The organism is Brevibacillus fluminis (genome assembly GCF_003710825.1).
Taxonomy (GTDB): Bacteria; Bacillota; Bacilli; order Brevibacillales; family Brevibacillaceae; genus Brevibacillus_D; species Brevibacillus_D fluminis.
In genome coordinates, this window is sequence record NZ_RHHQ01000019.1 from 1 (window position 1) to 25841 (window position 25841).

Consider the following 25841-nt stretch of genomic DNA (forward strand, 5'->3'; position numbering starts at 1 on the left):
CTTGCGTATCCAGTTTTGAAGGTACAAGAGACCGTATAGCTGATCGACAAACCAACTCGTAGCAGAGCTGGTTTTTTTGTTTTTTCTAAGTAATTCCAAGCCAATCGTTTCATCGTGTAGCAAAAACAGGCATTTGCAATTCAGGAAGAAATAAGGGGAGTGACGGGATACTAAACACACAAGAATGGCAGAAAATCAGAAGGAGGGAACATGCGAAGACCAACAAGAATTAATGTTACAGCGTTGTTGGCAGCGCTCGTTGTCGGTTCTCTCGGATTGGTGCCAGGCGAAGCGTTTTCTCAGCAACCTACGTCTACTGAGGATCCATCCAGCAAAAAAACGGAAGGGTGGTCGCCAGATACAGTGCTCGCTTCTCCTTCTGCACTCGAACGAATTAAACTCCCTGTTAAAGCAAAAGGCATCTACATCACCGGCAGAACGGTCAGCAACAGCAAATTTTCGAGGTTGCTCAAGCTGGTGAACGAAACCGAATTGAACGCGATGGTCATCGATATAAAAGAAGACGAGGGGCGACTGACGTATCAATCGGCAATTCCTCTGGTCAAAGAGATCAAATCAGACCAAACCAAATTTATACCGGATCTCGATGATGTGATGCATACGCTGCAGGCAAACAATGTTTACACGATTGCACGTGTCGTCTGCTTCAAAGATCCTCTGTTGGCCAGAAAAATGCCTGAATGGGCAATGCAAAAAAAGACAGGGGGAATATGGGTCGACAGAAAGGGTGTGGCCTGGATTGATCCTTACCGGAAAGAGGTTTGGGAGTATAACGTGGCCATTGCAAAAGAAGCAGCCAAAAAAGGCTTCCGGGAAATTCAGTTCGATTACGTACGGTTCCCCGACAACGGAAAGCGCGTCGATGAAGAGGTCAATTTTTATCAGCAAGAGGGTATTGCAAAGGACATGTTGATCGCAGAATTTCTAGCTTATGCAAAAAAAGAGCTGGAGCCCTATCACGTTTACGTGTCCGCTGATGTGTTCGGGCTGGTCCCATCCGTACCAGATGACATGGGAATCGGCCAAAAATGGGACCTGGTCAGCCCGACCGTCGATTATTTGAGTCCGATGATGTATCCTTCCCATTACGCGAATGGCACATACGGATTGAGGGTCCCCGACGCCCAGCCGTACGAGACGATCTTTCATTCATTGCAGGATGCGCAAAGAAAAGATGCCCGGCTGCAAAAGCGCAGGGCGACTCCGGCAACGATCCGGCCTTGGTATCAGGATTTTACAGCCCGCTGGGTAAAGGGCCACATTGTCTATGGCCCGCGTGAGGTTACCGCGCAAATCAAGGCTGGACGGGCACTGGGTGTCGACCAGTATCTGATTTGGGATGCTAGCAACACATACAGTGAAGCGGCATGGAAAAAAGAAAATGAACAGTAGAGACCCCTCCCCTTGCTCCCGGTAAGTCATGACGGGGGACGGGGTTTTTTTACAGGCTCTTTTTGGATCAGCTCGCTAATTAGCAAAGGAAACCTCTCAAGATGCTCAGAGAAAAAGTGCTCGACCAAGACAAGTTCACCATAGGAGTGTGAGTAGACGAAATCCCCCCATAGTTCGGCTTCATACCGGCAAAGCATACCAAGCAGGTAGAGTAGCAAAAAATGGACAGCCCACTGAGGGGGAGGCACGTCGTTACCTTCTACATTCCAAAAATAATAGCCTTGCGGAGTGCTCGCAAAAAGTGGATGTGCTTCCAGACCAACGTTGCTTTTCGGCATAACCTGCACATGCGCCTGAGTCCCTACTGGCGAGCCTATGGGGATGCCGTCGCCATGCAAGGAAAATGCTACGTTACCGCCACCATGCCTCGTCAAATAGTCCAGGAATGTTTCACGTGAATACAAAAGCGAACCGCGTGTCCCCTGAGGAAAAGAAAGCAGGCGGTCGGCTTCATGGTATGTAACTTTATCCCAATGGTTCGGCCCCATCAGTTCCGTATAGGTCGGCGTCAATTCAGGTAATACTGAGAAAAGCTCTCCCATGGTGTAGCGCTCTTGCAGATTCGGGATCCGAAGTAGCTTGGCAGCGTGGGCGAATAACCCTTCTTTTTGAGGGCGGACTTCATCGTCAAGGATGTGATACGGAGTCCTCTTCACTTTCCGGGTCGTGACCCCGTGCTGGAGCATACGACTGTTTTGCGGATAGGTGGGATCTTTGCACAGGATTACGGCTTTCAGTAAATGAGTGCATCCGTAAAACAGCAGCAGAGGTTTGATCAAGAGATCGCTTGTAGCCGCGGTTTCATAACATTGGCGCGCATGTTTGACCGTATACAGCAGCCGGGTACTCTGCTGAAAGGCGAGCTTATCGGGCGACTCGAAGCCATGCTTTTGGTAAAAGGCTGCCAGCAAGCGACGGGCGGTAGGTTCTGTTTCTAAAAAACGTAGAAAATCCCAGGAAGAAAAGGCCAAATTTCTCACCACCTAATCAGAGAATTTTCGGAAAATACCATTAATTTATCGTCATTATACATTCTTTAACGGTATAATTTCCTTTATAAGCGAACATTATAAGCATTCCTTGACATTAAATTGAGCGGTTTGTTAAACTTGCGATAAAACATTTTTGGGCGAAAGGGGAAACAACCTGTGTGGCAGAATAAGTTTGCGAAAGAAGGCCTGACGTTTGACGATGTGCTTCTCGTACCAGCGAAGTCGGAGGTTCTTCCACGCGATGTAGATGTTACAATCACTCTGGGCAAAAATGTAAAGCTGAACATCCCACTTATTAGTGCCGGAATGGATACAGTAACCGAATCTGCGCTTGCGATTGCAATGGCGCGCCAGGGCGGAATCGGGATCATTCATAAAAACATGACTGTTGAGCAGCAAGCAAGCGAGGTTGACCGTGTAAAACGCTCCGAGAGCGGCGTAATCACCAACCCATTCTCGCTTACTCCAGACCATACCGTGGCTGATGCCGATGCGTTGATGGGCAAATTCCGCATTTCCGGCGTTCCAATTGTGGACGAGGCCAATCACCTGATCGGGATCATCACCAACCGTGACATGCGTTTCGTCCATAATTTCGAAACTCCTATCACTCAAGTGATGACAAAAGAAAACCTTGTAACTGCCTCAGTTGGAACCACACTTCAGCAAGCGGAAGCGATCCTGCAGAAGCATAAGATCGAAAAGCTGCCGTTGGTCGACGAAGACAACGTACTGAAAGGCTTAATCACCATTAAAGATATCGAGAAAGCGATCCAATATCCGAGCGCGGCAAAAGATACGCAAGGACGTTTGCTGTGTGGTGCTGCAGTCGGGGTATCGGCTGACACATTCGAGCGCGCGGCTGCACTGGTTCAGGCAGGCGTAGACGTGCTTGTAGTCGATACGGCTCACGGGCATTCCAAAGGCGTGCTCGACACGGTAAAAGAACTCCGTTCCCTGTATCCGGACCTGGTGATCGTTGCAGGTAACGTAGCGACTGGCGAAGCCACGCGCGACCTGATTGAAGCAGGAGCTTCCGTTGTAAAAGTCGGGATCGGACCTGGTTCGATTTGTACAACCCGTGTCGTTGCTGGTATCGGTGTACCGCAAATTACCGCGATTTACGATTGCGCCAGCGTAGCACGCGAATATGGCGTACCGATTATTGCGGACGGCGGTATCAAATACTCCGGAGATTTGCCAAAAGCAATCGGATCTGGAGCATCCGCAATCATGATCGGCAGCCTGTTTGCCGGAACGGAAGAGAGCCCGGGCGAATTCGAGATTTTCCAAGGCCGCCGTTTTAAGGTTTACCGCGGTATGGGCTCGATCGGTGCGATGAAGGCAGGCAGTAAAGACCGTTATTTCCAAGAGAACGAACAAAAGCTCGTTCCAGAAGGAATCGAAGGCCGCGTACCGTATAAAGGACCGCTTGCAGATGTTGTGTACCAACTGATCGGTGGTCTGCGTGCAGGTATGGGATACTGCGGTTCCAAAACCATCAGTGACTTGCAAAACCATTCTCAGTTCATCCGCATCACCGGAGCTGGCTTGCGCGAAAGTCATCCGCACGATGTACAAATTACCAAGGAAGCGCCAAACTACTCCCTTTCGTAATTAGAAAACTTGGCTACGCCAAGCTTTTGGGGGAGACTATCTGTATAACAAGACCCTTTCCAGCATGATCTGGAAAGGGATTTTGTTTGTTTGGCGTTCGTTTGGCACCGACATTTGTGGTAAACTGATATGGGTTTCGGTCAAGAGAAAACATAGAAGCGAAATGGGAGAGTGATAGATAGTGATGTCCAGATGGAAAAACAAAATCGGAAAAGCGATTCTTGCTGTCGCATTTCTCACCACGACAATGGTAGCGGGAACTGCAACGACAGCGAGTGCTGCTGTACCGCAGGCAAACCTCGATCTAGCGGTGAAATCGGCAATTTTGGTGGAAGCCTCCACAGGTAAAATCCTGTATCAAAATAACCCCGATGTTCCATTGCCACCGGCCAGTATGACCAAGATGATGACCGAATACCTTGTAATGGAAGCGATTAAGGAAAACAAAATCAAGTGGGACCAAAAAGTAAAAGTATCTGATTACGCCTTTTACATCGCGAAAAAATCGGATTCCTCCGGCGTTTATCTGAATAGCGGCGAAGAATTTACGGTAGGCGATCTGTATCAGGCGATGGCGATTGTATCAGCGAATGATGCAACCGTCCTACTGGCAGAAACCGTCGGTGGAAGTGAACCGAACTTTGTTGTAGAGATGAACAAAAAAGCGCAGGAATTGGGCATGAAAAGTACGCACTTCCTGACATCCTCGGGACTGCCGGCATCCGAATTGGGCCCATACGCACCGGCGGATACAGCCAACGACAATGTCATGACTGCGCGTGACGCTGCCATTTTGGCGCGGGCGTTGATTCGCGATTATCCGGATGCACTGAAATATTCGCAAATTCCGCGGCTGACGTTCCGTCCTGGGCAAAAGAACGAGTTGAAAAAGGCTAACTACAACTGGATGCTGAAAGGATTGCCCGCTGAATATCCAGGGGCAGACGGTCTGAAAACAGGTTCGACGGAGCAAGCGAAATATTGCTTCACAGGTACTGCACAGCGCGATGGCATGCGTTTGATCAGCGTAGTAATGGGTGCCGATACAGAAATGAAGCGTTTTGCGGAAACTAAAAAACTGTTCGATTACGGTTTCAGCAATTTTAAACTGACCAAAAAGCAAGCAGCGAACACACCGGTAGCAGGCTTCGAATCGGTACCTGTGAAAAAAGGGGTTGAGCTGAATGTTCCAGCTGTTCCGTCAAGCGATGTGACTGTGTTGACCAAGGTAGGCGAAGAAGGGCAATTCAATCCGAAAGTAACCGTTCAGGATCTGACAGCGCCGGTGAAAAAAGGACAAGTCATCGGAAAAGTCATGTATCAGGCAGCTGACGCGGTTGAGGCTGATTACTTGCAGCCTGCTGATTTCCAAAAGGGTGGCATTGATTTAGTTGCCGCAAACGATGTGGAAGAAGCAAGCTGGATTAGACTGTTCTTCCGCAGCATCGGTACTTTCTTCAGCAACTTGTTCAGCAGCATCATTGGCAAATAACCAGCAACAATAAAAGTGAATAAAAACTAACTCAAGGTTGTTTCAATTCCCCAGTATAATGGTTGCCTTTTAAAAGCAGCTCAGTTACAATGGGGAATATGGAACAGCCTTATTCAGCATTCTCTAAAAAATAGTCATAATTGGGAGGCTTGTGAAAAATGGTAGAAGTAGGAACATCTCGTGTAAAACGCGGTATGGCTGAAATGCAAAAAGGCGGCGTCATCATGGACGTTGTCAATGCTGAGCAAGCGAAAATCGCCGAAGCGGCAGGGGCAGTAGCAGTTATGGCTCTGGAACGTGTACCATCCGATATTCGCGCTGCAGGCGGCGTAGCACGCATGGCGGATCTCTCCATCGTGGAAGAGGTTCTGGGTGCGGTTTCGATCCCGGTTATGGCAAAAGCACGCATTGGTCACTACGTAGAAGCACGTGTCCTCGAATCCTTAGGCGTTGACTACCTGGATGAGAGCGAAGTTCTTACACCAGCGGACGAAGTGTACCACATCAACAAAAAAGAATTCACCGTCCCATTTGTCTGTGGTGCGCGCGATTTGGGTGAAGCGCTTCGCCGTATCGGTGAGGGTGCTTCCATGATCCGTACTAAAGGTGAACCGGGAACAGGTAACATTGTAGAAGCCGTTCGCCATATGCGTACAATGCAGTCCCAAATTCGCAAAGTCCAAAACATGTCCTACGAAGAATTGATGGCAGAAGCAAAAAATCTGGGAGCTCCTTATGATTTGCTTGAGTACGTTCACAAAAACGGCAAGCTACCAGTGGTTAACTTTGCAGCAGGTGGTGTAGCAACTCCTTCTGACGCTGCATTGATGATGCACCTTGGTTCTGACGGCGTATTCGTTGGCTCCGGTATCTTCAAATCGGAAAACCCTGAGAAATTCGCTCGTGCAATTGTAGAAGCAACCACTCACTATACCGATTATGAATTGATCGCTCGCGTGTCCAAAGGTTTGGGTACAGCGATGACAGGCATTGAGATCTCCAAAATCCGTGAAGCTGACCGCATGCAAGACCGCGGCTGGTAAAAAGGTGAGGTAATCATGAAAATTGGTGTACTTGCCCTGCAAGGGGCTGTAGCCGAGCATATCCGCATGCTAGAGGAAGCAGGTGCTACCGCTGTTGCAGTCAAAAAAGTGGAGGAGCTCGATGAACTCGACGGCTTGGTCATTCCAGGCGGCGAAAGCACCACGATTGGCAAGCTGATGAACAAGTACGGCTTCGTCGAGAAGCTACGGGAATTTGGCCAAGCTAAAAAACCAATGTTCGGAACTTGTGCAGGGGCCATTGTGTTGGCAACCCGTATCAACGGTCAGGATGATGTGCACCTTGGCTTGATGGATATGAAGGTAGACCGCAACTCGTTTGGACGCCAGAAGGACAGCTTCGAGGTAGCACTGCCGATCGCAGGCGTGGCAGCCGATTATCCAGCCGTTTTCATCCGCGCTCCGCATATTATGGAAGTAGGAGCAGGCAGTGAAGTGTTGTCCAAGTTCGAGGACAGAATCGTAGCGGCTCGCCAAGGTCACTACCTGGCAGCATCGTTTCATCCAGAGCTAACGGAAGATATTCGCCTGCATCAATACTTTTTGACTATGGTAAAAGAATACTATGGAGAAAAAGCATCCGTTTAGGGTGCTTTTTCTCTGTGCTGTCCTTTACATATGTATAGTTTTTGTAGTACATTTGAAAAATAAAGGAAGAACATATAATCGCTTAATACGCTGACGGGAAGTAGTAATCTGAGGTATTTCGTTAAGGTGCAGAGAGTCGATGGCAGGTGCGAATCGATCCAACGAGCAGATGAATCCATCCCGGAGTGACATAGGAAGACTAGGTCCGGTATTTGTACCGTTATCACGTGTAAAGTGGGCGCTTGGCGTACCGAAACAATGGTATGCTCGTGTCAACAAGGGTGGCAACGCGGGTGATAGCACTCGTCCCTTACGTGAGGGATGGGTGTTTTTATTTTTGTCTATAAGTAATAATGGAGGGATCGCTGATGTTGGATGTAAAGATTTTGCGTACTGATCTGGAGGGTGTGAAGCAGCGTCTCGCACACCGTAATGAGGATATTTCCGCATTGGATCAATTCGCATCGACGGATGAGCGCAGACGCCTCGTCATTCAAGAAGCAGAAGCACTGAAAAATAAACGGAACACCGTATCGGATCAAGTAGCAGCATTGAAACGCAACAAAGAGAACGCTGACCATCTGATTGCCGAAATGAAAGAAGTGAACGATCGGATCAAGGTACTGGATGAGGAGCTTCGCCAGCTCGACGAGCAGCTCGACGAGATTTTGCTCTCCCTGCCGAACTTGCCGCATGAAAGCACGCCGATCGGAACAAGTGAAGACGATAACGTATTGTTCCGTACATGGAGCGAGCCAAGCAGCTTTGATTTCACTCCGAAACCTCACTGGGAGCTGGCAGCTGACCTCGGCATTCTCGATTTCGAAGCAGCAGCAAAAGTAACGGGAAGCCGTTTTGTGTTCTACAAAGGACTGGGCGCTCGTCTGGAGCGGGCTTTGATGAATCTGATGCTTGATCTGCATGTCACCGAGCATGGATACGAAGAGATTTTGCCGCCTTACATGGTCAACCGCGCCAGCATGACAGGGACGGGGCAGCTGCCTAAATTCGAAGAGGATTTGTTCAAGCTGGAAGGCGTCGATTACTTCCTGATCCCAACAGCTGAGGTGCCGGTAACGAACATGCACCGTGATGAGATCATCGATGTGAACCAACTGCCGTTGTACTATGCGGCTTACAGCGCATGTTTCCGTTCGGAGGCAGGATCTGCTGGTCGTGACACGCGCGGCTTGATCCGTCAGCACCAGTTCAACAAAGTGGAGCTGGTCAAATTCGTGAAGGCGGAAGACTCGTATGATGAGCTGGAGAAACTGGTGAACAACGCTGAAAAAGTGTTGCAGCTGCTCAAACTCCCATACCGTGTCATGAGCATGTGCACGGGCGACCTGGGGTTCCATGCAGCGAAGAAATACGACCTCGAAGTATGGATTCCAAGCTCGGAAACGTACCGGGAGATTTCGTCGTGCTCCAACTTTGAAGATTTCCAAGCGCGTCGTGCAAACATTCGTTTCCGCCGGGACAGCAAAACTAAACCGGAATTCGTGCATACGCTGAATGGATCCGGTTTGGCGATCGGCCGAACAGTTGCAGCCATCTTGGAAAATTATCAGCAAGCGGACGGAACCATTGTCATTCCGGAAGTACTGCGCGGATACATGGGCGGGTTGGAAAAAATCACGCCAAAGGCGCTAAAACAATAACAGAACCGTTTTTACAGCAGCAGCCCTTCTTGTTGAGGGGCTGTTTTTTGTTTGGCAAAGAAGGAGCAGGATGACGCGAAAAAAAGATTGGAAATTAATTTTCCAAATTGTGTTGCAAAACAAAGAAATGCTGTTATATAATAAGTACCAACACAGAAGCATGTATTACTACAGTCTGTATTATAACAAAAAACAACCTGAATAACGTTCGAGAAAAGATAAAAATAGGTGGGTGTAGAGAGAGGAGTGTGAATCTTTCCTTTTTTAAATCGTATCTGTACTATAATAATTTAGCGATTTTAATCGTGAAACATAACAGAGTGGAAAACATATGGTGAAGGGGAGCATTTGACCATGGTTACGAAAGCTCATTCATTCCCGGCTGGCGTTGAGGTGACGGGAACTGTTACACCGGAATTTGCTGAAATCCTTACGCCACAGGCGATGCAATTCGTGACAAAGCTTGTGCGTGAGTTTTCCCCGACACGGGAAAGCTTGCTGGATAGACGAGTGGAGCGCCAAAAAGATATCGATGCGGGAAAGCTGCCGGATTTTTTGACTGAGACAGAGGTGATTCGCAACAGTGAATGGACCATCGATCCGATTCCAGACGATTTAAAAGACCGCCGCGTAGAAATTACAGGACCGGCTGGGGACCGCAAGATGGTAATCAATGCGTTCAACTCTGGCGCAAAAATGTTCATGGCTGATTTTGAAGACGCCAACTCGCCGACTTGGGAAAATACGATCCAGGGTCAAATCAATATGCGGGATGCGGTAAACAAAACGATCAGCTTTGTCAGCCCGGAAGGTAAATCTTACGCGCTGAATGAGCAAACTGCCACACTGATCGTCCGCCCGCGTGGATGGCACATGGTTGAAAAACACGTCTTGATCGATGGCCAGCCGATCTCCGCCAGCTTGTTTGATTTCGGATTGTTCCTCTTCCATAATGCACGTGTTTTGCTGGAGAAAGGGTCTGGACCTTATTATTATTTGCCGAAGCTGGAGAGTCATTTGGAAGCACGTTTATGGAATGACGTATTCGTTTTCGCGCAGGAAGAACTGAGCATCCCACGCGGCAGCATCAAGGCGACGGTTTTGATTGAAACAATCCTTGCTACATTTGAAATGGATGAAATTTTATATGAGCTGCGTGAACATAGCGCAGGGCTTAATTGCGGCCGATGGGATTATATTTTTAGCTACATTAAAAAGCTGCGTAATCAGCCGCATGTGATTTTGCCTGATCGCGCTGTAGTTTCTATGACGGTGCCATTCATGCGGGCATACACGCAGGCTGCCATCAAGACGTGTCACAGACGGAATGCACCATCGATCGGCGGAATGGCCGCGCAAATCCCGGTCCGCAACAATCCAGAAGCCAACGAAGATGCTATGAGCAAAGTGAAAGCGGATAAGGAGCGGGAAGCGCGTGATGGTCACGATGGCACATGGGTCGCGCATCCGGGTTTGGTGCCGGTCGCGATGGAGGTGTTCAATCGAATCATGCCGACCCCTAACCAGATTGATAACAAACGCAGCGATGTCCAGGTGACTGCAGAGGAGCTTCTGGCTGTTCCAGAGGGGCAGATTACAGAAGCGGGACTGCGCACCAATATCAGCGTGGGCGTTCAATATATTGAAGCATGGCTCCGAGGCTCCGGTGCCGTCCCCATCAACAATCTGATGGAAGATGCGGCAACAGCCGAAATTTCCCGAGCGCAAGTCTGGCAATGGATTCGCCATCCGAAAGGCATGCTGGCAGACGGGCGCAAAGTCACGATCGACCTCGTCCGACGGTATCTCTCAGAGGAGATGGCCATCATCAAGCAAGCGATTGGGGAGTCTGCATACACCTCCGGCAAATTTAAAGAAGCAAGCAAGTTATTCGAGGAACTCGCCATTTCCAAGCACTTCGAAGAGTTCCTGACAATCCCGGGTTATCACCTTTTAACATAAAAAAGTGGAGAGGACTGACATGACAATGAGTAAAAGAGAAGATGTATTGCTGGTAGAGGCAAGCTGGAAAGATGATCGCTGGAAAGGGGTCGAGCGTCCTTATTCCGCTGAAGATGTAGTTCGTCTGCGCGGTTCAGTTCAAATTGAGCAAACATTGGCACGATTGGGAGCTGAGCGTCTGTGGAACCTGCTGCATACGGAGGATTACATCAATGCTCTGGGCGCACTGACGGGGAACCAAGCGATTCAACAGGTGAAAGCGGGCCTGAAAGCCATTTATTTGAGCGGCTGGCAAGTGGCGGCTGATGCGAACCTGTCGGGGCAAATGTACCCGGACCAAAGCTTGTATCCAGCTAACTCCGTTCCACATGTCGTTAAGCGGATCAATCAAGCGCTGCAGCGTGCTGACCAGATCTCTCACTCCGAAGGCAGCGATGATACGCATTGGTTCGCACCGATTGTCGCGGATGCAGAGGCAGGCTTTGGCGGGCCGCTGAACGTATTCGAATTGATGAAGTCGATGATCGAAGCGGGTGCTGCCGGCGTTCACTTTGAAGATCAGCTGGCATCCGAGAAAAAATGCGGCCATATGGGCGGCAAAGTGCTGATCCCGACGCAAGCTGCCGTTCGCAATCTAGTCTCGGCTCGTCTGGCTGCCGATGTGATGGGCGTACCGACGCTTATCGTCGCTCGAACGGACGCCAATGGTGCATTCCTGATTACAAGCGATATCGACGAACGCGATCGGGAGTTCCTGACAGGGGAGCGAACGGCCGAAGGATTCTTCAGAATGCACGGTGGGTTGGATGCGGCGATTGCTCGCGGTTTGGCTTATGCACCATATGCCGATCTGATCTGGTGCGAGACCTCTGAGCCAAATATCGAGGAAGCAAGACGTTTTGCAGAAGCGATCCATGAGAAATTCCCAGGCAAATTGCTCGCTTACAATTGCTCCCCATCGTTCAACTGGAAAAAGAAGCTGGATGATGAAACCATCGCCAAGTTCCAACGTGAATTGGGCGCAATGGGCTACAAATTCCAATTTGTTACGCTGGCAGGTTTCCATGCCCTTAACCATAGCATGTTTGAATTGGCTCGTGGCTACAAGGATCGCGGCATGGCTGCCTACTCCGAATTGCAGCAGGCAGAGTTTGCAAGCGAGGTTCACGGCTATACAGCGACAAGACACCAGCGTGAAGTCGGAACAGGCTATTTCGATGAAGTAGCGCAAGTGATTACAGGTGGAACTTCGTCCACTACAGCACTATCCGGCTCGACAGAGGAAGAACAGTTCTCCCATTCATAAACAAGTAACACAGGACATCCGGCTGTTGGGTTGGATGTCCTGTTTTTTTCCATTCAGGGCTGTGGTAAACTAAATGATAACCATACAAAAAATGTTGGAAGTTTCTCATTAGGAATAATGATGATTCTGAAAAATGGGAATATATAAAAAACGCCACGAACTCGCTGGTTTGCTCGTGTGCATGAACATAGTTATACCAAATAAATTCGACAAGATGAGAAATGTTTTGGCGTAGAACCGCGTATGTATCTATTGGCATACATGTTGCAATAAATTAATTCAAACACTGAAAGGAGGTGAGGACTATGCGTGAAGCTGTACGATGGGGGGTGTGCAAATCGGAGAACGTCGTTAGCTTTGAAAAATGGCTGTTTCGAATTCGAGTCTAGGTACAAACAATAATTTAGGAGGACGACTGTTTGAGTTCAAAATTAAAGGTAGCAGTATTAGGCGTAGGTGGAGTAGGACAGGTATGTGCGGATGAATTGGTGAAAAGCGACTATCTGGACAAGCTGGTTTTGGGCGATATCGCAACAGGCCCGGCCGAGCTGTTGGCAGATGAGCTTCGCGGTCTTACTAGTGCCACCATTGAGGTATACCAAGTAGATGCGAGCAATACGGATAGCGTGGCTTCCATTTTACACGATATCGATCTGGTCCTTCATGCGGGATTGCCTGAATTCAACTTCAATGTGATGGAGGCATGCCTGCGCACGAAAACAAGCTACATTGACATGGCCTCTGTAAGTCCGGCTGGACTGAAGGAGCAGCTCTCTTGGGATCAAAAATTTAAGGATGCCGGCATTCTGGGCATCATGGGACTGGGCTGCGATCCGGGATTCTCCAATATCGCAGCGCGCTATGCGGTGGATCAGATGGACACCGTGGAATCGATTTCGATTCGTGACGGAGACAACTCCGAGGTTGATTACGACGGTTTTTGCACCTATTTTAGTCCACAGACGGCGATCAGCGAATGCTTGGCAAAGCCGAACTATTGGACTGCCGAACAGGGCGAACAATTTTATCCGACTCCCTTTGCGAATAAAGAGGAGTTCGAATTCCCAGAGCCGATTGGCTGGCTGGACACCTATAACGTAGAACATGAGGAATCAACTACCCTCGGTGAAACAATTGGACGAGCGAAAGGTTGCAAATATGTCGACTTTAAGTACGCATTGCACCCCGAATTCGTGAATACTTTGCAGGTACTGAGCTACCTGGGCCTCGACGACGATGAAAAAATCAGCGTCAAGGGCGTTTCAGTGGCACCGCGAGATGTGGTTGTTACCACCATGCCGAAGCCCGCTGACTTGGCTGGTAAAATTCATGGATATTCGTGCGTAGGCGCTTTTGTGAAAGGAACCCAAGGCAATCACAAGCTGGAGATGTTCGTTTACACAATGGCTAACCACGACGAAGTGTTCCAGAAGACAGAATTCCAGGCAACGGTTTGGCAGACAGGGGTTCCGCCGATTGCGGCTGTCGATTTGATCGCGGAAGGGAAATTGACGCTGAAAGGCTGCATCCCATCCGAGCTGATCGATCCAGTTCCATTCTTTGAACGCCTCAAGGCGCGCGGAATGGAATGGAACGTTATTACGAAAACGAGTCCACTATTAAAAATGGCATCGAATATATAAGGTTGGAAAAAGCGGCTCCTTGTGGGGAGCCGTTTTTTATGTGGAAGTGTCGCAAACGAAAAGCCCTTTTCCAAAGAAAAGGGCTTGTAAGTGTAAGGCTAGGAAAAGGCGTCCCCGAGAGGACTCGAACCTCCGACGCATAGTTTAGGAAACTAACGCTCTATCCTGCTGAGCTACGGGGACACGACGTGAATGCGGCGCATACATGCTGCTTTCACTACCTTTTATTATATGTGTCGAATAAAATTTTGGCAAATCAATCCGTTTGTTTTAGGGCAAAACGGCCTTGCAGGAGGCGGTGTTGGAGGAGACGTTCCTTCAGTTCGCGGGAAGCAAGCTGTAAGAGGTGTTTTTCAAGATTATTCACGTTTCTCACCATTGGTAGTATTTGCTTAATTGTATCACCCATATATATAGACTAACAGGGTGAAAAGTTCTGGTTTTGTAAAAACTGTTTCATACAAAAGCATGTGAACGGAAATAATGTTACAATTATATATACAAGTCTGAATAACTTTCGGGAGGGAATAATGACAGAAGCAACAATCAAAACCACTCACCAAAAGGCGTCATTCACAAAAATCACGAGGCGAATGATTTTTATCCTGATCGGTGCTGCACTCGTGTCAATCGGACTGGAAATATTTCTGGTTCCCAATCGTATTATTGATGGAGGGGTTGTCGGGATCTCCATTCTCCTGTCTCATGTGACCGGTTGGTCTTTGGGATTATTTTTGTTTCTGCTGAACTTGCCGTTTCTCATCATAGGATACAAGCAAATTGGCAAAACATTTGCACTCTCCACCTTGTTCGGTGTTATCGTGATGTCGGTCGGAACAACGTTGCTGCACCCCGTACATAGTCTAACGGATGACCCGCTGCTTGCTGCGGTGTTCGGCGGCATTATTTTGGGCGTCGGTGTCGGGATGGTTATTCGGAACGGCGGTTCGCTCGACGGCACGGAAATCGTGGCTATTTTGATCAATAAAAAAGTTCCGTTTTCCGTGGGCGAAATTGTCATGGGCTTTAATATCTTTATCTTATCGAGTGCGGGCTTTGTGTTCGAATGGGATCACGCAATGTATTCGCTGATCGCGTATTACATTGCCTTTAAGATGATTGACCTGACAATTGAAGGTTTCCAAGAGTCCAAATCGGTCTGGATCATCAGCGAACAGTTCCGCGATATCGGGGATGCTCTCTTGGCGCGGCTGGGACGTGGAGTGACGTATTTGACCGGAGAAGGCGGCTATAGCGGTGACGACAAAAAGGTGATCTTTTGCGTAATCACACGATTGGAGGAAGCGAAGCTGAAGTCGATCGTGGAAGAAATCGATCCCGCTGCGTTTCTGGCGATCGGCAATATTCACGACGTCCGAGGCGGCCGCTTCAAGAAAAAGGACATTCACTAACGAAAAATTGGCGAGAAGGAAGGGGAGCTCATGGGGAAAACAGTGCATTCCGGTCCAACCAAACTGCCTCGCATACCAGATCCGTCATTGTGGGTGAGCCCACTGCCATTTGGAGTAGGAAAGGTCAAACCGCATCACGCGCTTGACACAATGAAAGTGGTTTGGGAAAACCGGGATAATTTGCCGTATGCATACCGGATTTTGACCCAAGGTGTTTGCGATGGCTGCGCGTTAGGCGTATCAGGCTTGCGCGATCAAACACTGGACGGTCCCCATTTATGTAGCACCCGACTCAATGTCCTTCGCCTCAATACCATGCCTCCGATCAAACCAGACCTTTTACATAGCGAAATAACAGAGCTCCGCAAGCTGAGCAGCGCCGATTTGCGCAAGCTCGGGCGCATCCCCTACCCGCTTATTCGCCGGAAGGGGGAAACCCGTTTTAGCCGGTTGTCCTGGGATGCTGCGCTGGATGCCGTCGCAGGCAAAATTAGGCGGGTATCGCCCAAGCAATTGGCTTTTTACATGACAGCGCGGGGAATCACGAATGAATCATATTATGTCGCGGCAAAAGTGGCACGTTTCCTCGGAACCAACCATATCGACAATGCCTCGCGCATTTGCCATTCGCCCTCGAAAACGGCCTTGAAGCGTTCGGTGGGAATTGCCGCATCGAGCTGCAGCTATAGCGACTGGATCGGCACGGATGTGCTGGTGTTTTGGGGGAGCGTTGCTGCAAACAACCAGCCCGTGTCGACCAAATATATGTATGCCGCCAAGCGGAAAGGAACGAAGGTCATCTGCATCAATCCGTATCACGAGCCTTCGATGGACTCCTACTGGATCCCCTCAATCCCCGAATCAGCTTTGTTTGGCACCAAATTGACCGATGATTTTTACCAAGTAAACATAGGCGGAGACATCGCTTTTATGAACGGCGTCATGAAGCGTTGGTTCGAGATGGAGGAAAAGCAGCGCGGGAGCGCGGTGAACCATGCTTTCGTAGCGGAGCACGTCAAAGGCTATGACGATCTGCAAAAACATGTGAAACAGCAGGACTGGGCTGCGCTCGAAAAATCTTCGGGCATTTCGCAGGCGAGGATGCGTCAGTTCGCAGAGCTGCTGGCAAAAGCCAAGTCCGCCGTGTTTGTCTGGAGCATGGGGCTGACCCAGCATCGTTTTGGGACAGACAACATCTCACAGGTGGCCAATCTCGCGCTGCTGCGCGGTTTCCTTGGGCGCGAAAACTGCGGATTGATGCCGATACGCGGCCATTCCGGCGTGCAGGGGGCAGGAGAGATGGGAGCAGACCCATTCAGCTTGCCGGGCGGCGACTGCAAGGAGAAAGACATCCGCAGGCTGGAGAAGCTTTGGGGCTTTTCGTTGCCGAGATGGCAAGGCGACATTGTTGGCGTCACACTCGAGAATGCGCTGCTGCCCGATGATCATGAACGGCGCTGTAAAGTGTTCTACACCTCCGGGGGCAATTTTTTGGAAACGATGCCTAACCCTGACCATGTACGGCAATGTCTTGAACAAATCGAGCTGCGCGTTCACCAAGACATCATTTTGAACACCTCGACATTGGTTGATGCCAGGGAGGCGGTCATCGTGCTTCCGGCAATGACCCGCTTCGAACAACCGGGTGGCGGGACGTCCACGTCAACCGAGCGGATGGTCTACTTTTCACCCGAGATCGAAGGGCCGCGGATCGCAGAAGCGAGGGCAGAATGGCAAATTTTTGTTGACCTTGCCGCCCGTGTCAAACCCGAGCAAAAGCAGAGAATCTGGTTTGACGATGCGAGCCAAATTCGGGAAGAGATCGCTAAGGCGGCACCTGCGTATGACGGGATCCAGCATTTGAAAAACAGAGGCGATTTTTTTCAGTGGGGCAACGCCTATTTATGTGAGGACGGGATATGTCCGACACCTGATGGAAAAGGACAGCTTCTCGCCATCGCATTGCCGGAGTTTCGCAAAGCGGAAGGGCAATTTTTTGTGACGACAAGGCGAGGCAAGCAGTTTAATTCCATGGTGTATGGCAGCAAAGATCCGTTCAACGAAGCGGAGCGGACACATGTGCTGATGCATCCGAAAGATGCGTCCAAATTGATGATCGCGGAAGGCGATGCCATCGTCGTATACAATCAGCACGGCACTTTCTATGGAAAAGCTAAATATGCAGATGTGCTCGCGGGAAATATACAGTTGTACTGGCCGGAGGGCAATTGCCTGATGCCCAAGGGTGTTTTTGAAAAGCATGCGGGCATTCCGTCATACAACACTTCGGCGATTGTAGAGAAGGCCGAGACGTTTTATGCTCAAAAGGATCGCAAGTATAAAGAAAAGCGGATTGAGGAGCTTGAGCTGGATATCGGATGAGCTTTTTGGTCTCAGAAAGAAGCGTGAATAAGATATGGAGCGATTGAAGCAACAAATTGATTTTTTGATTGAAATCGACAAGCTGAAGCATGTGTTTCGACAGACCGTTCTCATCGATGGCTCGCGACAGGAAAATGATGCGGAGCATTCCTGGCACCTCGCTATGCTCGCGATGATTTTGCATGAGCATGCCAACGAGCCTGGCCTTGATTTGCACAAGATCATCAAAATGGTGCTGATCCACGATTTAGTCGAGATCGATGCAGGAGATACCTTCATTTACGACGAGAAGGGGAACCTTGATAAAGCGGAGCGGGAGCAGGCGGCAGCAGATCGAATTTTTGCGATTTTGCCTGCTGATCAAGCTGCCGAGCTGCGCGCATTATGGGATGAATTCGAGCAACGGGAAACGGCTGAAGCTCGGTTTGCCGCAGTCATCGATCGCCTGCAACCGCTCATTCACAATTATGTAACAGAGGGCACCTCATGGAAAAAGAACAATGTGACCGCTGACAAAGTGATCGCCCGCAATCGATTTATCCGCGATGTATCTGAGCCGCTGGGCATTTACGTGGAAGAATTGATTGCCGATTCGGTCAAAAAAGGTTATTTGCGCTCTTGCTAAACAGCAAGGGCGTTTACTCTTTTCTTTGCCAAAAAATGATATAATAAGCTAAAATTCGATTTCATACTTACAAGAAAGGGGATGTGTGATGATCCAGCTTGTCCGTAAAACGTTAACGAACAAAAACGGCTTTATGATTTTTATCCTGTGGAATCATCTGGCGATAGCCGCCTTGCTATCGTTTTTTCTCCCGGAAGTTTCATTTTGGAAGGTTTCTTCCATAGGGCTGGTGATCACGCTTGCTGTATCCCCTTATTACTTTCTCCATAAACAAAGCAAACTGATTCGGTATTTGGTGGCTATCGGCTTGATCCATTATGCGATCTCCTTTGACCTGATTACCGAACAGACGGAAGTGAAGTATCATATCTTCATTATTCTCGGCTTACTAGCTGCTTATCTTGATTGGAAGCTAGTCACCGCTTCCACCGCCGTTTTTTTCGTGGCTATTACAGGCGGGTTCTTTTCTGGCTATATTGATGTATTTGATACGCATGCGCTGGCGAATTATTTGCTGGAAGCCGTTTCTCTTGTTTTGATGAATATCGGCCTCACCTATTTGTGCTTGTCGGGACAAGCTTCCTTGAAGCAGGCGGAAGGGGCAAGGCAGATTGCGGAGGAAAACGGCCAGCGATTGAGCATGCTGTTTGAAGAGGTCGCCCAGGTGACGGAAAAACTGGATCGTGCGTCCGGCCATGTGAATGGTGCGGCTGGCAAGACCCGTCAGTACACGGATGAGATGATGACAGCATTCCGAGAGGTGTCGACCGGCATGGAGTCGCAAGCGGTTTCGACCAACAAAATTGAGCTCGATATTCAGTCTATCGACCGCGAAATCACGGAGGTCAATCATCGGGCAAACCAAATGAAAGAATCGTCGGAAGAAAACAACCGCGTCCTGATTACAGGCATCATGATGATGGAGCAGCTTTCCGAGCAGATGAACCAGATTGTCAGAACTGTGCGCACCGCGTCGGAAACTATCTATGAATTGAATACAAGTGCCGAAAAAGTCGAGCAAATCATCGGCGCCATCAACCAAATCGCGGCCCAAACCAATTTGCTCGCGCTGAATGCGGCGATTGAATCGGCAAGAGCGGGCGAGCATGGCAGAGGCTTTGCGGTGGTTGCGGACGAAGTGCGCAAGCTGGCTGAACAAAGCGCACAGGCGACGCAGGAAGTGGCCGAAATACTCGGTGGACTTCGCGAAAAGAGCGAAAATGCCGTTCGGCAGACTAAGGAAGGCGAGTCGTCCGTTGCCAAAGGACAGCAATTCGCGACACAGACGGTGCAATCGATGGGCCAGGTAAAAGAAGGGATGGAAAGCTTCCGTCACGCAGTCGAGAAGGTGCTGAGCAGCATGGATGCAGTGCAGCGGCGTTCAGGGGAAGTCGCAGCGGAAATGTCCAACATCACTGCCATCACCGAACAATCGGTTGCCAGCATGGAGGAGCTTTTCGCCAATGCGGAGGAGCAGCGGGCACAGGTTAAAGAGATCGCTGAGGAAATCCAGCATTTGAACCAGTTGTCGAACACATTAAAGAAGACGTTGGCATAGGAATCGTAGCAAAGATGGACGGCTCATTGATCGAGCCGTCTTTTCCTGTCAAAAGGCGGCAACAGCATGTTTTTACGTGAACAGGAATGGAAAGAATCGACCAGCGGGTACAATGGTCATAGGTGGAAAGGGGAGCAGAGCGTGAGTACAGATGTGCAGAAGCATGAACGTTTCATGCAAGAGGCGATTGAAGAGGCAAAAAAAGCAGCACTGATAGGAGAAGTACCCATCGGTGCTGTCATTGTGCGCAATGATGAAATCATCGGCAGGGGCTATAATCTCAGGGAAACGAAAAAAGATCCGACACTGCATGCGGAAATGATCGCGATTCGCGAGGCGAGCGAGCGCCTTGGCGGATGGCGCCTGTTAGGCTGCACGCTGTATGTCACATTGGAGCCTTGTCCGATGTGTGCTGGAGCCATCGTTCAATCCCGCATCGAGCAGGTTGTGTTCGGCGCGCCTGATCCGAAGGCGGGGTGCACCGGGACGCTGATGAATCTGCTGGACGAGCCCCGGTTTAACCATCAGGTTCCGGTCATAAGCGGTATCCTGCAAGATGAGTGTGCGGTATTGCTGAAAGATTTTTTTCGCGCGTTGCGCGCGCGACGCGGCTAGTCCTTGTTGGGTCCGCGCAAATTTTCCAGCTCGGTTTCCGTCAGCTCGCGATATTCGCCAGGAGCAAGGGATTCGTCTAGCACAAGCGTGCCCATGCGCAACCGTTTCAAATACGTCACGTTCAGTCCGAACGCAGCGAACATGCGCTTCACTTGATGGAATTTCCCTTCCATGATCGTGACTTTTGTCTCCGATTGGTGTTCGTCAGCGGACAAAATCTCCAGCTTGGCTGGGAGCGTCGTGAAATCTTCCAGCTCAACGCCTTTGGCGAAGCCGGCGATGTGCTCTTCGGTTACGCGGCCATCAACGCGTGCGAAATATTCTTTGTCGACCTTTTTCTTCGGCGATGTCAGGTTATGCGAAAGCTGGCCATCATTGGTCAAAAGCAGCAGGCCTTCTGTATCGATGTCCAATCGACCGACAGGATGCACCTTCACGGCCCATTCGGTCGGCAACAGTTCTACGACAGTCTCGTGGCGAGAGTCCTCCGTCGCGGAGATGACCCCTGGAGGCTTGTTCATCATGACATAAATCCACCGTTTAAAGGAGAGGACATGTCCGTCCAGCTTGATGACTTGCGTATCGGGAATAATATGCATCCCAGGGTCTGTTGCGACAACCTCGTCGACGGTGATCAGCTGTTGCTTGACCAGCTGCTTCACTTCCTTGCGTGTGCCGACCCCCATATTGGCGATGACTTTATCAAGACGTTCACGTTTCATTCGATTTCCTCGCTTTGTTTAGATACTGTAATCCATATTGGCGGATTGGGACAGGAAAATCAAGCAATACAAAATTTCACTCTTGCGTGTTGAAATGATTTTTGCTATATTAAATTCTACTGATAGGTTATATGGAGAGATACCCAAGTGGTCATAAGGGGACGCACTCGAAATGCGTTAGGCGTCGTGAGGCGTGCGTGGGTTCGAATCCCACTCTCTCCGCCACTATCAACCTTACTAAAAACGAACCAGAGCATATTTTTGCCGAACAGGCGGGGATATGCTCTTATTTTTTACATAGAAAAAGAAGGCAGGCACATGGCAGCCTTCTTTTTTTGTACTATCAAAAAGTTTAAGTTCGCTAACGCTTAAACGGAAGATAGTATAAGTGCAACTAAGGCTCCGCCAAAGGCTTGACGTAGCCAAGTTTTCTAATGGCCCAGACATTATTCGCTGTCCAGCTTCCGGACAGGAGGAATTTGATAGCGGCCTTCAAGCATGTCTGGCTTTGGCTCGAACATGCGCAGCATCAGATTGAAGGTTCCTTTTGGGGCTGGGAGCCAGTTGCTTTCGTTTCCTTTTGGCGGTGTTTGCTGAATGTAAAAATCGAGCGAACCGTCATCATTGTATCGCAAGCCTTTTGTAAGACTGCCGAGGGAATACCGGCCGATACTGTTAGGAACCAGGAAAAAATCATCGCCATACAAAGTCACCGACCAAAATGCATCGACTTTTGGCAGCTGCTTCGCATCGAAATGGAGGACATAGCGATTGGCGCCGTTTAATTGTGCGTTGCTCTCGTCGACGAATGTGCGGGCATAGATCTCTTCACTTGGCACATTTGCCCCGAGGAGCGAATAGGCGATGTAGGCACGCTGAAGGAATCGATCGCCATAGGTCCCGATGGAAAGGTCGCGAGCCCATCCGTTGATTGTCTCGCCGAAAAGCGGTCCGCTATCCGCGATAATTGACGGGGCGTCCTTCATGGCGCGTTTTAAGCCAGCGATTGTCGGGGCATCCCACTTTTTCAAGTCCAATCCTTTGCCGGGGACGATACCGATCGGCGCGAATTGATTGAGCAGCACGGAATCGGCTTGCGGCGGCGGATTTTTTTTCATTGCTTCCGTCATCACGGTGAAAAAAGCCAGTGGGCTTTGTAAAATGTCCTGATAGAGTGTCGGTGAAAGTGAGACTTGCGGCTTCTGGGGAGCTGCTTCGCTTGGCGACTCCAAAGTGAACTGCTTTTCCAAACGGATGGCATCAGCCAAATCGTCAGGGCCGTTCACACCCACCCTTCCGATTAGCCATACAGTGTTGGTTGGCGCTTTGATCGTGGAGGCCGTTGCAGGGAGCGAGCCTTTCCAAGTAGGGCCAACGATGACATAGTCATTTTTTTGTTGCTGGGTCGACCTGACCGAAACGTTTTGAAGCGTGTTGGTATAGAGATCAAGCATTTGCACCGTATAGTACCGATTGGTTGGATCGCTTGGCACATGCAAGGTGACAGGGGCTTTACTCAAATTGAGCCAGGCGGCGAAATAGAGTGTATCGGTATTCGGAGAGACGACGCCTCTGAAATCGGGTGTCGCCAGATTCTCGGTATAATAAAATTGATTGATCGGGGCTGCCAGCTGCAGCGAACCCGCTTTGGTCGCCTGCATGACAACAAGCGGATAGCCGTAAATGTATGCCTGAACGCCGAGCACATACGCAAGCTGTTCACGGCTAAGTGGCTTGTTTTGCGGTTGTGCAGGCTCCTCGGACGCATGGATCGGGGCAGGCATAACCGATGTCGTCAGAAAAATGATTGTCAGCAGAATGCCGAGAAGCATACCCCTGTTCTTTGTTATCATAAGTACATCCCTCCACTGTCGGCTAGTCGTATTGTTTTAAGGTGGATGTGATCTTATGCAGGATTCTTACAAACCTGTAATACTCCTGTAAGGAGAATCGATGGGAATGCTAAAGGCAATGAAATAAAGTAGGAGCGATAAGGTAAATTAGGGGGAGTGGCGTCATGGCCATTTTGGAAGTGAAAAACGTAACCAAGGTGTACGAGGGAAGACTGTCGTACCGTGCCTTGTCCGATATAACAATGACAATCGATGAAGGGGAGTTCGTCGGTATCATGGGACCATCTGGGAGTGGAAAAACAACCTTTCTCAATATGGTGTCAACGATTGATTCGCCAACTTCGGGGATTGTGCTGATCGGTGGAAAGAACCCACATAAGCTGAAAAAACATGAGCTGGCCCTGTTTCGCCGCAGGGAGCTCGGCTTTGTCTTCCAAAACTTCAACCTGCTCGATACGCTCACGATTCGCGAAAATATCGTGTTGCCGCTCACCTTGGATGGTGTGAACGTGAAGGAAATGGAGGAAAAAGTGACGGTGGTGGCGCAAAAGCTGGGCATCAGCGAAATATTGGACCGCCGAACCTATGAAATCTCCGGAGGGCAAGCGCAGCGAACGGCCATGGCCCGTGCGGTGATTCATGCTCCCAAGCTGCTCTTGGCCGATGAGCCGACGGGGAATCTCGACTCCAAGGCTTCCCGCGATGTACTGGAAACGATGCAGCAAATCAACCAGGTGAGCGGAACAACCATGTTGATGGTGACGCATGACCCGCTTGCCGCAAGCTATTGCGATCGGGTGATTTTTATCAAAGACGGGAAGCTGTACAATGAGATTCACCGGGGGGAGAACCGTCAGGCGTTTTTCCAGAATATCATTGATGTGTTGTCCCTGTTGGGAGGGAACGCGTATGACCTTTCGACAGTTGGCGTTTAACAATGTGCTGCGGAACAAGCGCACCTATGCCGCTTATTTTCTGAGCAGCGCTTTTTCCGTGATGGTTTTCTTCGTGTATGCGATGTTCATGTATCATCCCCAGATCGAACAGACTGCGCTTCGCGGCCTGGTGGTCGAGGCGATGCGGGTCGCTGAGGGGATCATCTATGTGTTCTCGTTTTTCTTCATTCTTTATTCCGTTGGTGCCTTTTTCAAATCGCGGAAAAGAGAGTTCGGCGTGCTGATGATGCATGGCATGTCGCAAGGGCAGTTGAATCGGATGGTTTTTCTGGAAAACATGCTGATCGGCTTGGCATCGATGGTGACCGGTATCGGGGCCGGTATGATCAGCTCCAAGCTGATTCTTTTGATCGGTGTGCGCGTATTGAACATGGACCAGCTGCCATTTTACATGCCGGTCCGAGCGATACTGCTGACCGCCGTTTCGTTTTCGCTGCTATTTTTGGTCATTTCGCTTTTCACGGCATTTTTTGTGCGGGGCAGCAGGTTGATCGAACTGCTGCAAGGGAGCGTGAAGCCTAAGAAAGAACCGAAGGCATCGGTCATTCTCTCACTCCTGTCAGCGGTTTTGATCGTGTCTGCCTACTATCTTTCGGTGACCACCACAGAATATACGATCGGAATTCGTCTCATCCCAGTCGTGCTGATGGTAATAGTGGGCACGTATTTCTTCTTCACGCAGCTGAGCGTGTTCAGCATCCGCCTTTTGAAGCGGAACCGGCAATTTTTTTGGAAGCAGACCAATCTAGTCACACTCTCTGATTTGGCATACCGGATGAAGGACAATGCGCGCATTTTTTTCCTCGTCACAATGGTATCGACAGTGGCGTTCTGTGCGGTAGGGACTCTGGCTTCGACTGCCTTTCTTGAACAGCAGGCGAAAGATAATTCGCCATTCGCGTTCAATTACATCGTGGAGACGTCGAAGCTCGGGACAGTCACGATTCCCGGTGAAATTGAAGACGGATTGAAAAATGCGAATGTGCCGTTTGATAAAGTCCGGGCAGATACAAAAAGCCAAACGAGCGTCCAGACAGGAAACCGGGTGACGCTTGTGAAAGAATCCGACTTCAACCGGATCGCAGCGAAGCTTGGGTATCCGCAGGAAAAGCTGAACGGACGGGAAGCGCGATTCATTCCGCCGAGTCTATATAGCGCCAAGGAATTTGATGAGTACAACAAGGAAGTAACGTTCAAAGAATCCGATATCACTGTGTTTGCGACCGGGCGGGTAGAAAAATCGGTGCTGCCGTCTTATGTCCTGGGGGGCAACATCTTGCTCGTTTCCGATCGGGTTTTCGCGCAAATTACTCGACCGATTGAAGCGGAAACCTTCATCGGCTACAATGTAGTGGACTGGAAAAAAACGGAGAAACTCGGCGAAGCGCTGACGAACAAAGAACCGATACCGGACACGCATGAATATTTTTCGTCATTCGCCTATCAGGTAATGATGATGAAGCAGGCATCGGGTGCCATGCTGTTTATCGGCGTACTGGTGGGAGCCGTCTTTTTCATCGCGGCGGGCAGCTTCCTTTATTTCCGGTTGTATACGGATTTGGAGCATGATCAGCGCCAATACCAGGCCATCAGCAAGATTGGGCTAACCGAGAAGGAATTGAATCAGATTGTGACCAGGCAGCTGCTCTTGCTGTTTTTCGTGCCGATCGTGATGGCGATGATTCACAGCGGCTTTGCTTTTGTGGCGCTGCAAAGTGTGATTTATTATCCAATCGCGATTCATACGATTACGGTGCTCGCATGCTTCTTGATCGCACAGGTGATGTATTTCCTACTGATTCGTGCCCGTTACCTCAGACATGTGAAGGCGGTCATTTCTTAGTATTTTGTGAAAGTGTGCAGGGTTTTTGCGAATTGCCTCGTCTATACGAGTATAGACGACTGGGGCGTTGCCGGTTGAGA

General features: G+C 49.7%; 19 protein-coding genes, 2 tRNA genes and 1 other annotated feature. Of the genes, 17 read left to right on the forward strand and 4 right to left on the reverse strand.

Annotated elements, in window-relative coordinates; translation table 11 throughout:
• Positions 1-210 precede the first annotated feature (210 nt).
• A complete protein-coding gene (locus EDM56_RS22560) occupies positions 211-1413 on the forward strand; it encodes a putative glycoside hydrolase (RefSeq protein ID WP_246009491.1) in 1203 nt (400 codons plus the stop codon).
• Between the two features lie 26 nt (positions 1414-1439).
• On the opposite strand, the gene EDM56_RS22565 is transcribed toward EDM56_RS22560, so the two are convergent.
• A complete protein-coding gene (locus tag EDM56_RS22565; protein ID WP_183192557.1) occupies positions 1440-2444 on the reverse strand; it encodes a YaaC family protein in 1005 nt (334 codons plus the stop codon).
• Between the two features lie 177 nt (positions 2445-2621).
• Here EDM56_RS22565 and guaB point away from each other — a divergent pair, with 177 nt between their 5' ends.
• The 8 genes from guaB (at position 2622) to EDM56_RS22605 (ending at position 13795) form a co-directional block, all read left to right on the forward strand.
• Positions 2622-4082, forward strand: coding sequence for an IMP dehydrogenase (gene guaB, locus EDM56_RS22570; RefSeq protein ID WP_122920194.1), 1461 nt, complete (start codon positions 2622-2624; stop codon positions 4080-4082).
• A gap of 184 nt (positions 4083-4266) precedes the next feature.
• Positions 4267-5574 carry a D-alanyl-D-alanine carboxypeptidase family protein gene (locus EDM56_RS22575; RefSeq protein WP_122920195.1) on the forward strand — a complete coding sequence of 436 codons (1308 nt, stop codon included), beginning with the start codon at positions 4267-4269 and terminating at the stop codon, positions 5572-5574.
• 158 nt (positions 5575-5732) lie between these two features.
• Complete coding sequence (gene pdxS / locus EDM56_RS22580; protein WP_122920196.1) at positions 5733-6617, forward strand: pyridoxal 5'-phosphate synthase lyase subunit PdxS; 885 nt, start codon at positions 5733-5735, stop codon at positions 6615-6617.
• Between the two features lie 12 nt (positions 6618-6629).
• Positions 6630-7223, forward strand: coding sequence for a pyridoxal 5'-phosphate synthase glutaminase subunit PdxT (gene pdxT / locus EDM56_RS22585; protein WP_183192563.1), 594 nt, complete (start codon positions 6630-6632; stop codon positions 7221-7223).
• An 81-nt stretch (positions 7224-7304) separates the two neighbouring features.
• Positions 7305-7537, forward strand: a binding site (T-box leader).
• 54 nt (positions 7538-7591) lie between these two features.
• The gene (gene serS, locus EDM56_RS22590) at positions 7592-8884 is read left to right on the forward strand and encodes a serine--tRNA ligase (RefSeq protein ID WP_122920198.1); all 1293 of its coding nucleotides are present in this window, start codon (positions 7592-7594) and stop codon (positions 8882-8884) included.
• A 354-nt stretch (positions 8885-9238) separates the two neighbouring features.
• Positions 9239-10846, forward strand: a complete 1608-nt coding sequence (gene aceB, locus EDM56_RS22595; RefSeq protein ID WP_122920199.1) for a malate synthase A — start codon at positions 9239-9241, stop codon at positions 10844-10846.
• A 25-nt stretch (positions 10847-10871) separates the two neighbouring features.
• Positions 10872-12152 (forward strand): isocitrate lyase, encoded by a 1281-nt coding sequence (gene aceA, locus EDM56_RS22600; RefSeq protein ID WP_183192564.1) that lies wholly within the window; start codon positions 10872-10874, stop codon positions 12150-12152.
• 419 nt (positions 12153-12571) lie between these two features.
• Positions 12572-13795, forward strand: coding sequence for a saccharopine dehydrogenase family protein (locus EDM56_RS22605; RefSeq protein WP_122920201.1), 1224 nt, complete (start codon positions 12572-12574; stop codon positions 13793-13795).
• Positions 13796-13904: 109 nt separating this feature from the next.
• On the opposite strand, the gene EDM56_RS22610 is transcribed toward EDM56_RS22605, so the two are convergent.
• Positions 13905-13978 (reverse strand) — tRNA-Arg (locus EDM56_RS22610).
• Positions 13979-14325: 347 nt separating this feature from the next.
• Here EDM56_RS22610 and EDM56_RS22615 point away from each other — a divergent pair.
• From EDM56_RS22615 to tadA, 5 genes are all read left to right on the forward strand, one after another.
• Positions 14326-15207, forward strand: a complete 882-nt coding sequence (locus EDM56_RS22615) for a YitT family protein (RefSeq protein WP_122920202.1) — start codon at positions 14326-14328, stop codon at positions 15205-15207.
• Positions 15208-15237: 30 nt separating this feature from the next.
• The gene (locus EDM56_RS22620; protein WP_122920203.1) at positions 15238-17589 is read left to right on the forward strand and encodes an FdhF/YdeP family oxidoreductase; all 2352 of its coding nucleotides are present in this window, start codon (positions 15238-15240) and stop codon (positions 17587-17589) included.
• Between the two features lie 34 nt (positions 17590-17623).
• The gene (locus tag EDM56_RS22625) at positions 17624-18214 is read left to right on the forward strand and encodes an HD domain-containing protein (RefSeq protein ID WP_122920204.1); all 591 of its coding nucleotides are present in this window, start codon (positions 17624-17626) and stop codon (positions 18212-18214) included.
• 88 nt (positions 18215-18302) lie between these two features.
• Complete coding sequence (locus EDM56_RS22630) at positions 18303-19772, forward strand: methyl-accepting chemotaxis protein (protein WP_122920205.1); 1470 nt, start codon at positions 18303-18305, stop codon at positions 19770-19772.
• 141 nt (positions 19773-19913) lie between these two features.
• The gene (tadA, locus tag EDM56_RS22635; RefSeq protein WP_281274982.1) at positions 19914-20387 is read left to right on the forward strand and encodes a tRNA adenosine(34) deaminase TadA; all 474 of its coding nucleotides are present in this window, start codon (positions 19914-19916) and stop codon (positions 20385-20387) included.
• On the opposite strand, the gene EDM56_RS22640 is transcribed toward tadA, so the two are convergent.
• The gene (locus tag EDM56_RS22640) at positions 20384-21109 is read right to left on the reverse strand and encodes a pseudouridine synthase (protein WP_122920207.1); all 726 of its coding nucleotides are present in this window, start codon (positions 21107-21109) and stop codon (positions 20384-20386) included. The two genes, tadA and EDM56_RS22640, sit on opposite strands and share 4 nt — an antisense overlap.
• 133 nt (positions 21110-21242) lie before the next feature.
• Between EDM56_RS22640 and EDM56_RS22645 the strand changes: the two genes are divergently transcribed.
• Positions 21243-21334: transfer RNA gene (locus EDM56_RS22645), tRNA-Ser, on the forward strand.
• Between the two features lie 221 nt (positions 21335-21555).
• On the opposite strand, the gene EDM56_RS22650 is transcribed toward EDM56_RS22645, so the two are convergent.
• The gene (locus tag EDM56_RS22650) at positions 21556-22962 is read right to left on the reverse strand and encodes a DUF1254 domain-containing protein (protein ID WP_122920208.1); all 1407 of its coding nucleotides are present in this window, start codon (positions 22960-22962) and stop codon (positions 21556-21558) included.
• Between the two features lie 164 nt (positions 22963-23126).
• Between EDM56_RS22650 and EDM56_RS22655 the strand changes: the two genes are divergently transcribed.
• Both EDM56_RS22655 and EDM56_RS22660 read left to right on the forward strand, forming a co-directional pair.
• Positions 23127-23897, forward strand: coding sequence for an ABC transporter ATP-binding protein (locus EDM56_RS22655; RefSeq protein ID WP_122920209.1), 771 nt, complete (start codon positions 23127-23129; stop codon positions 23895-23897).
• On the forward strand, positions 23872-25761 hold the full coding sequence (locus EDM56_RS22660; RefSeq protein ID WP_183192558.1) for an FtsX-like permease family protein: 1890 nt from the start codon (positions 23872-23874) through the stop codon (positions 25759-25761). The genes EDM56_RS22655 and EDM56_RS22660 overlap by 26 nt, the downstream gene beginning before the upstream one ends.
• Positions 25762-25841: the final 80 nt, after the last annotated feature.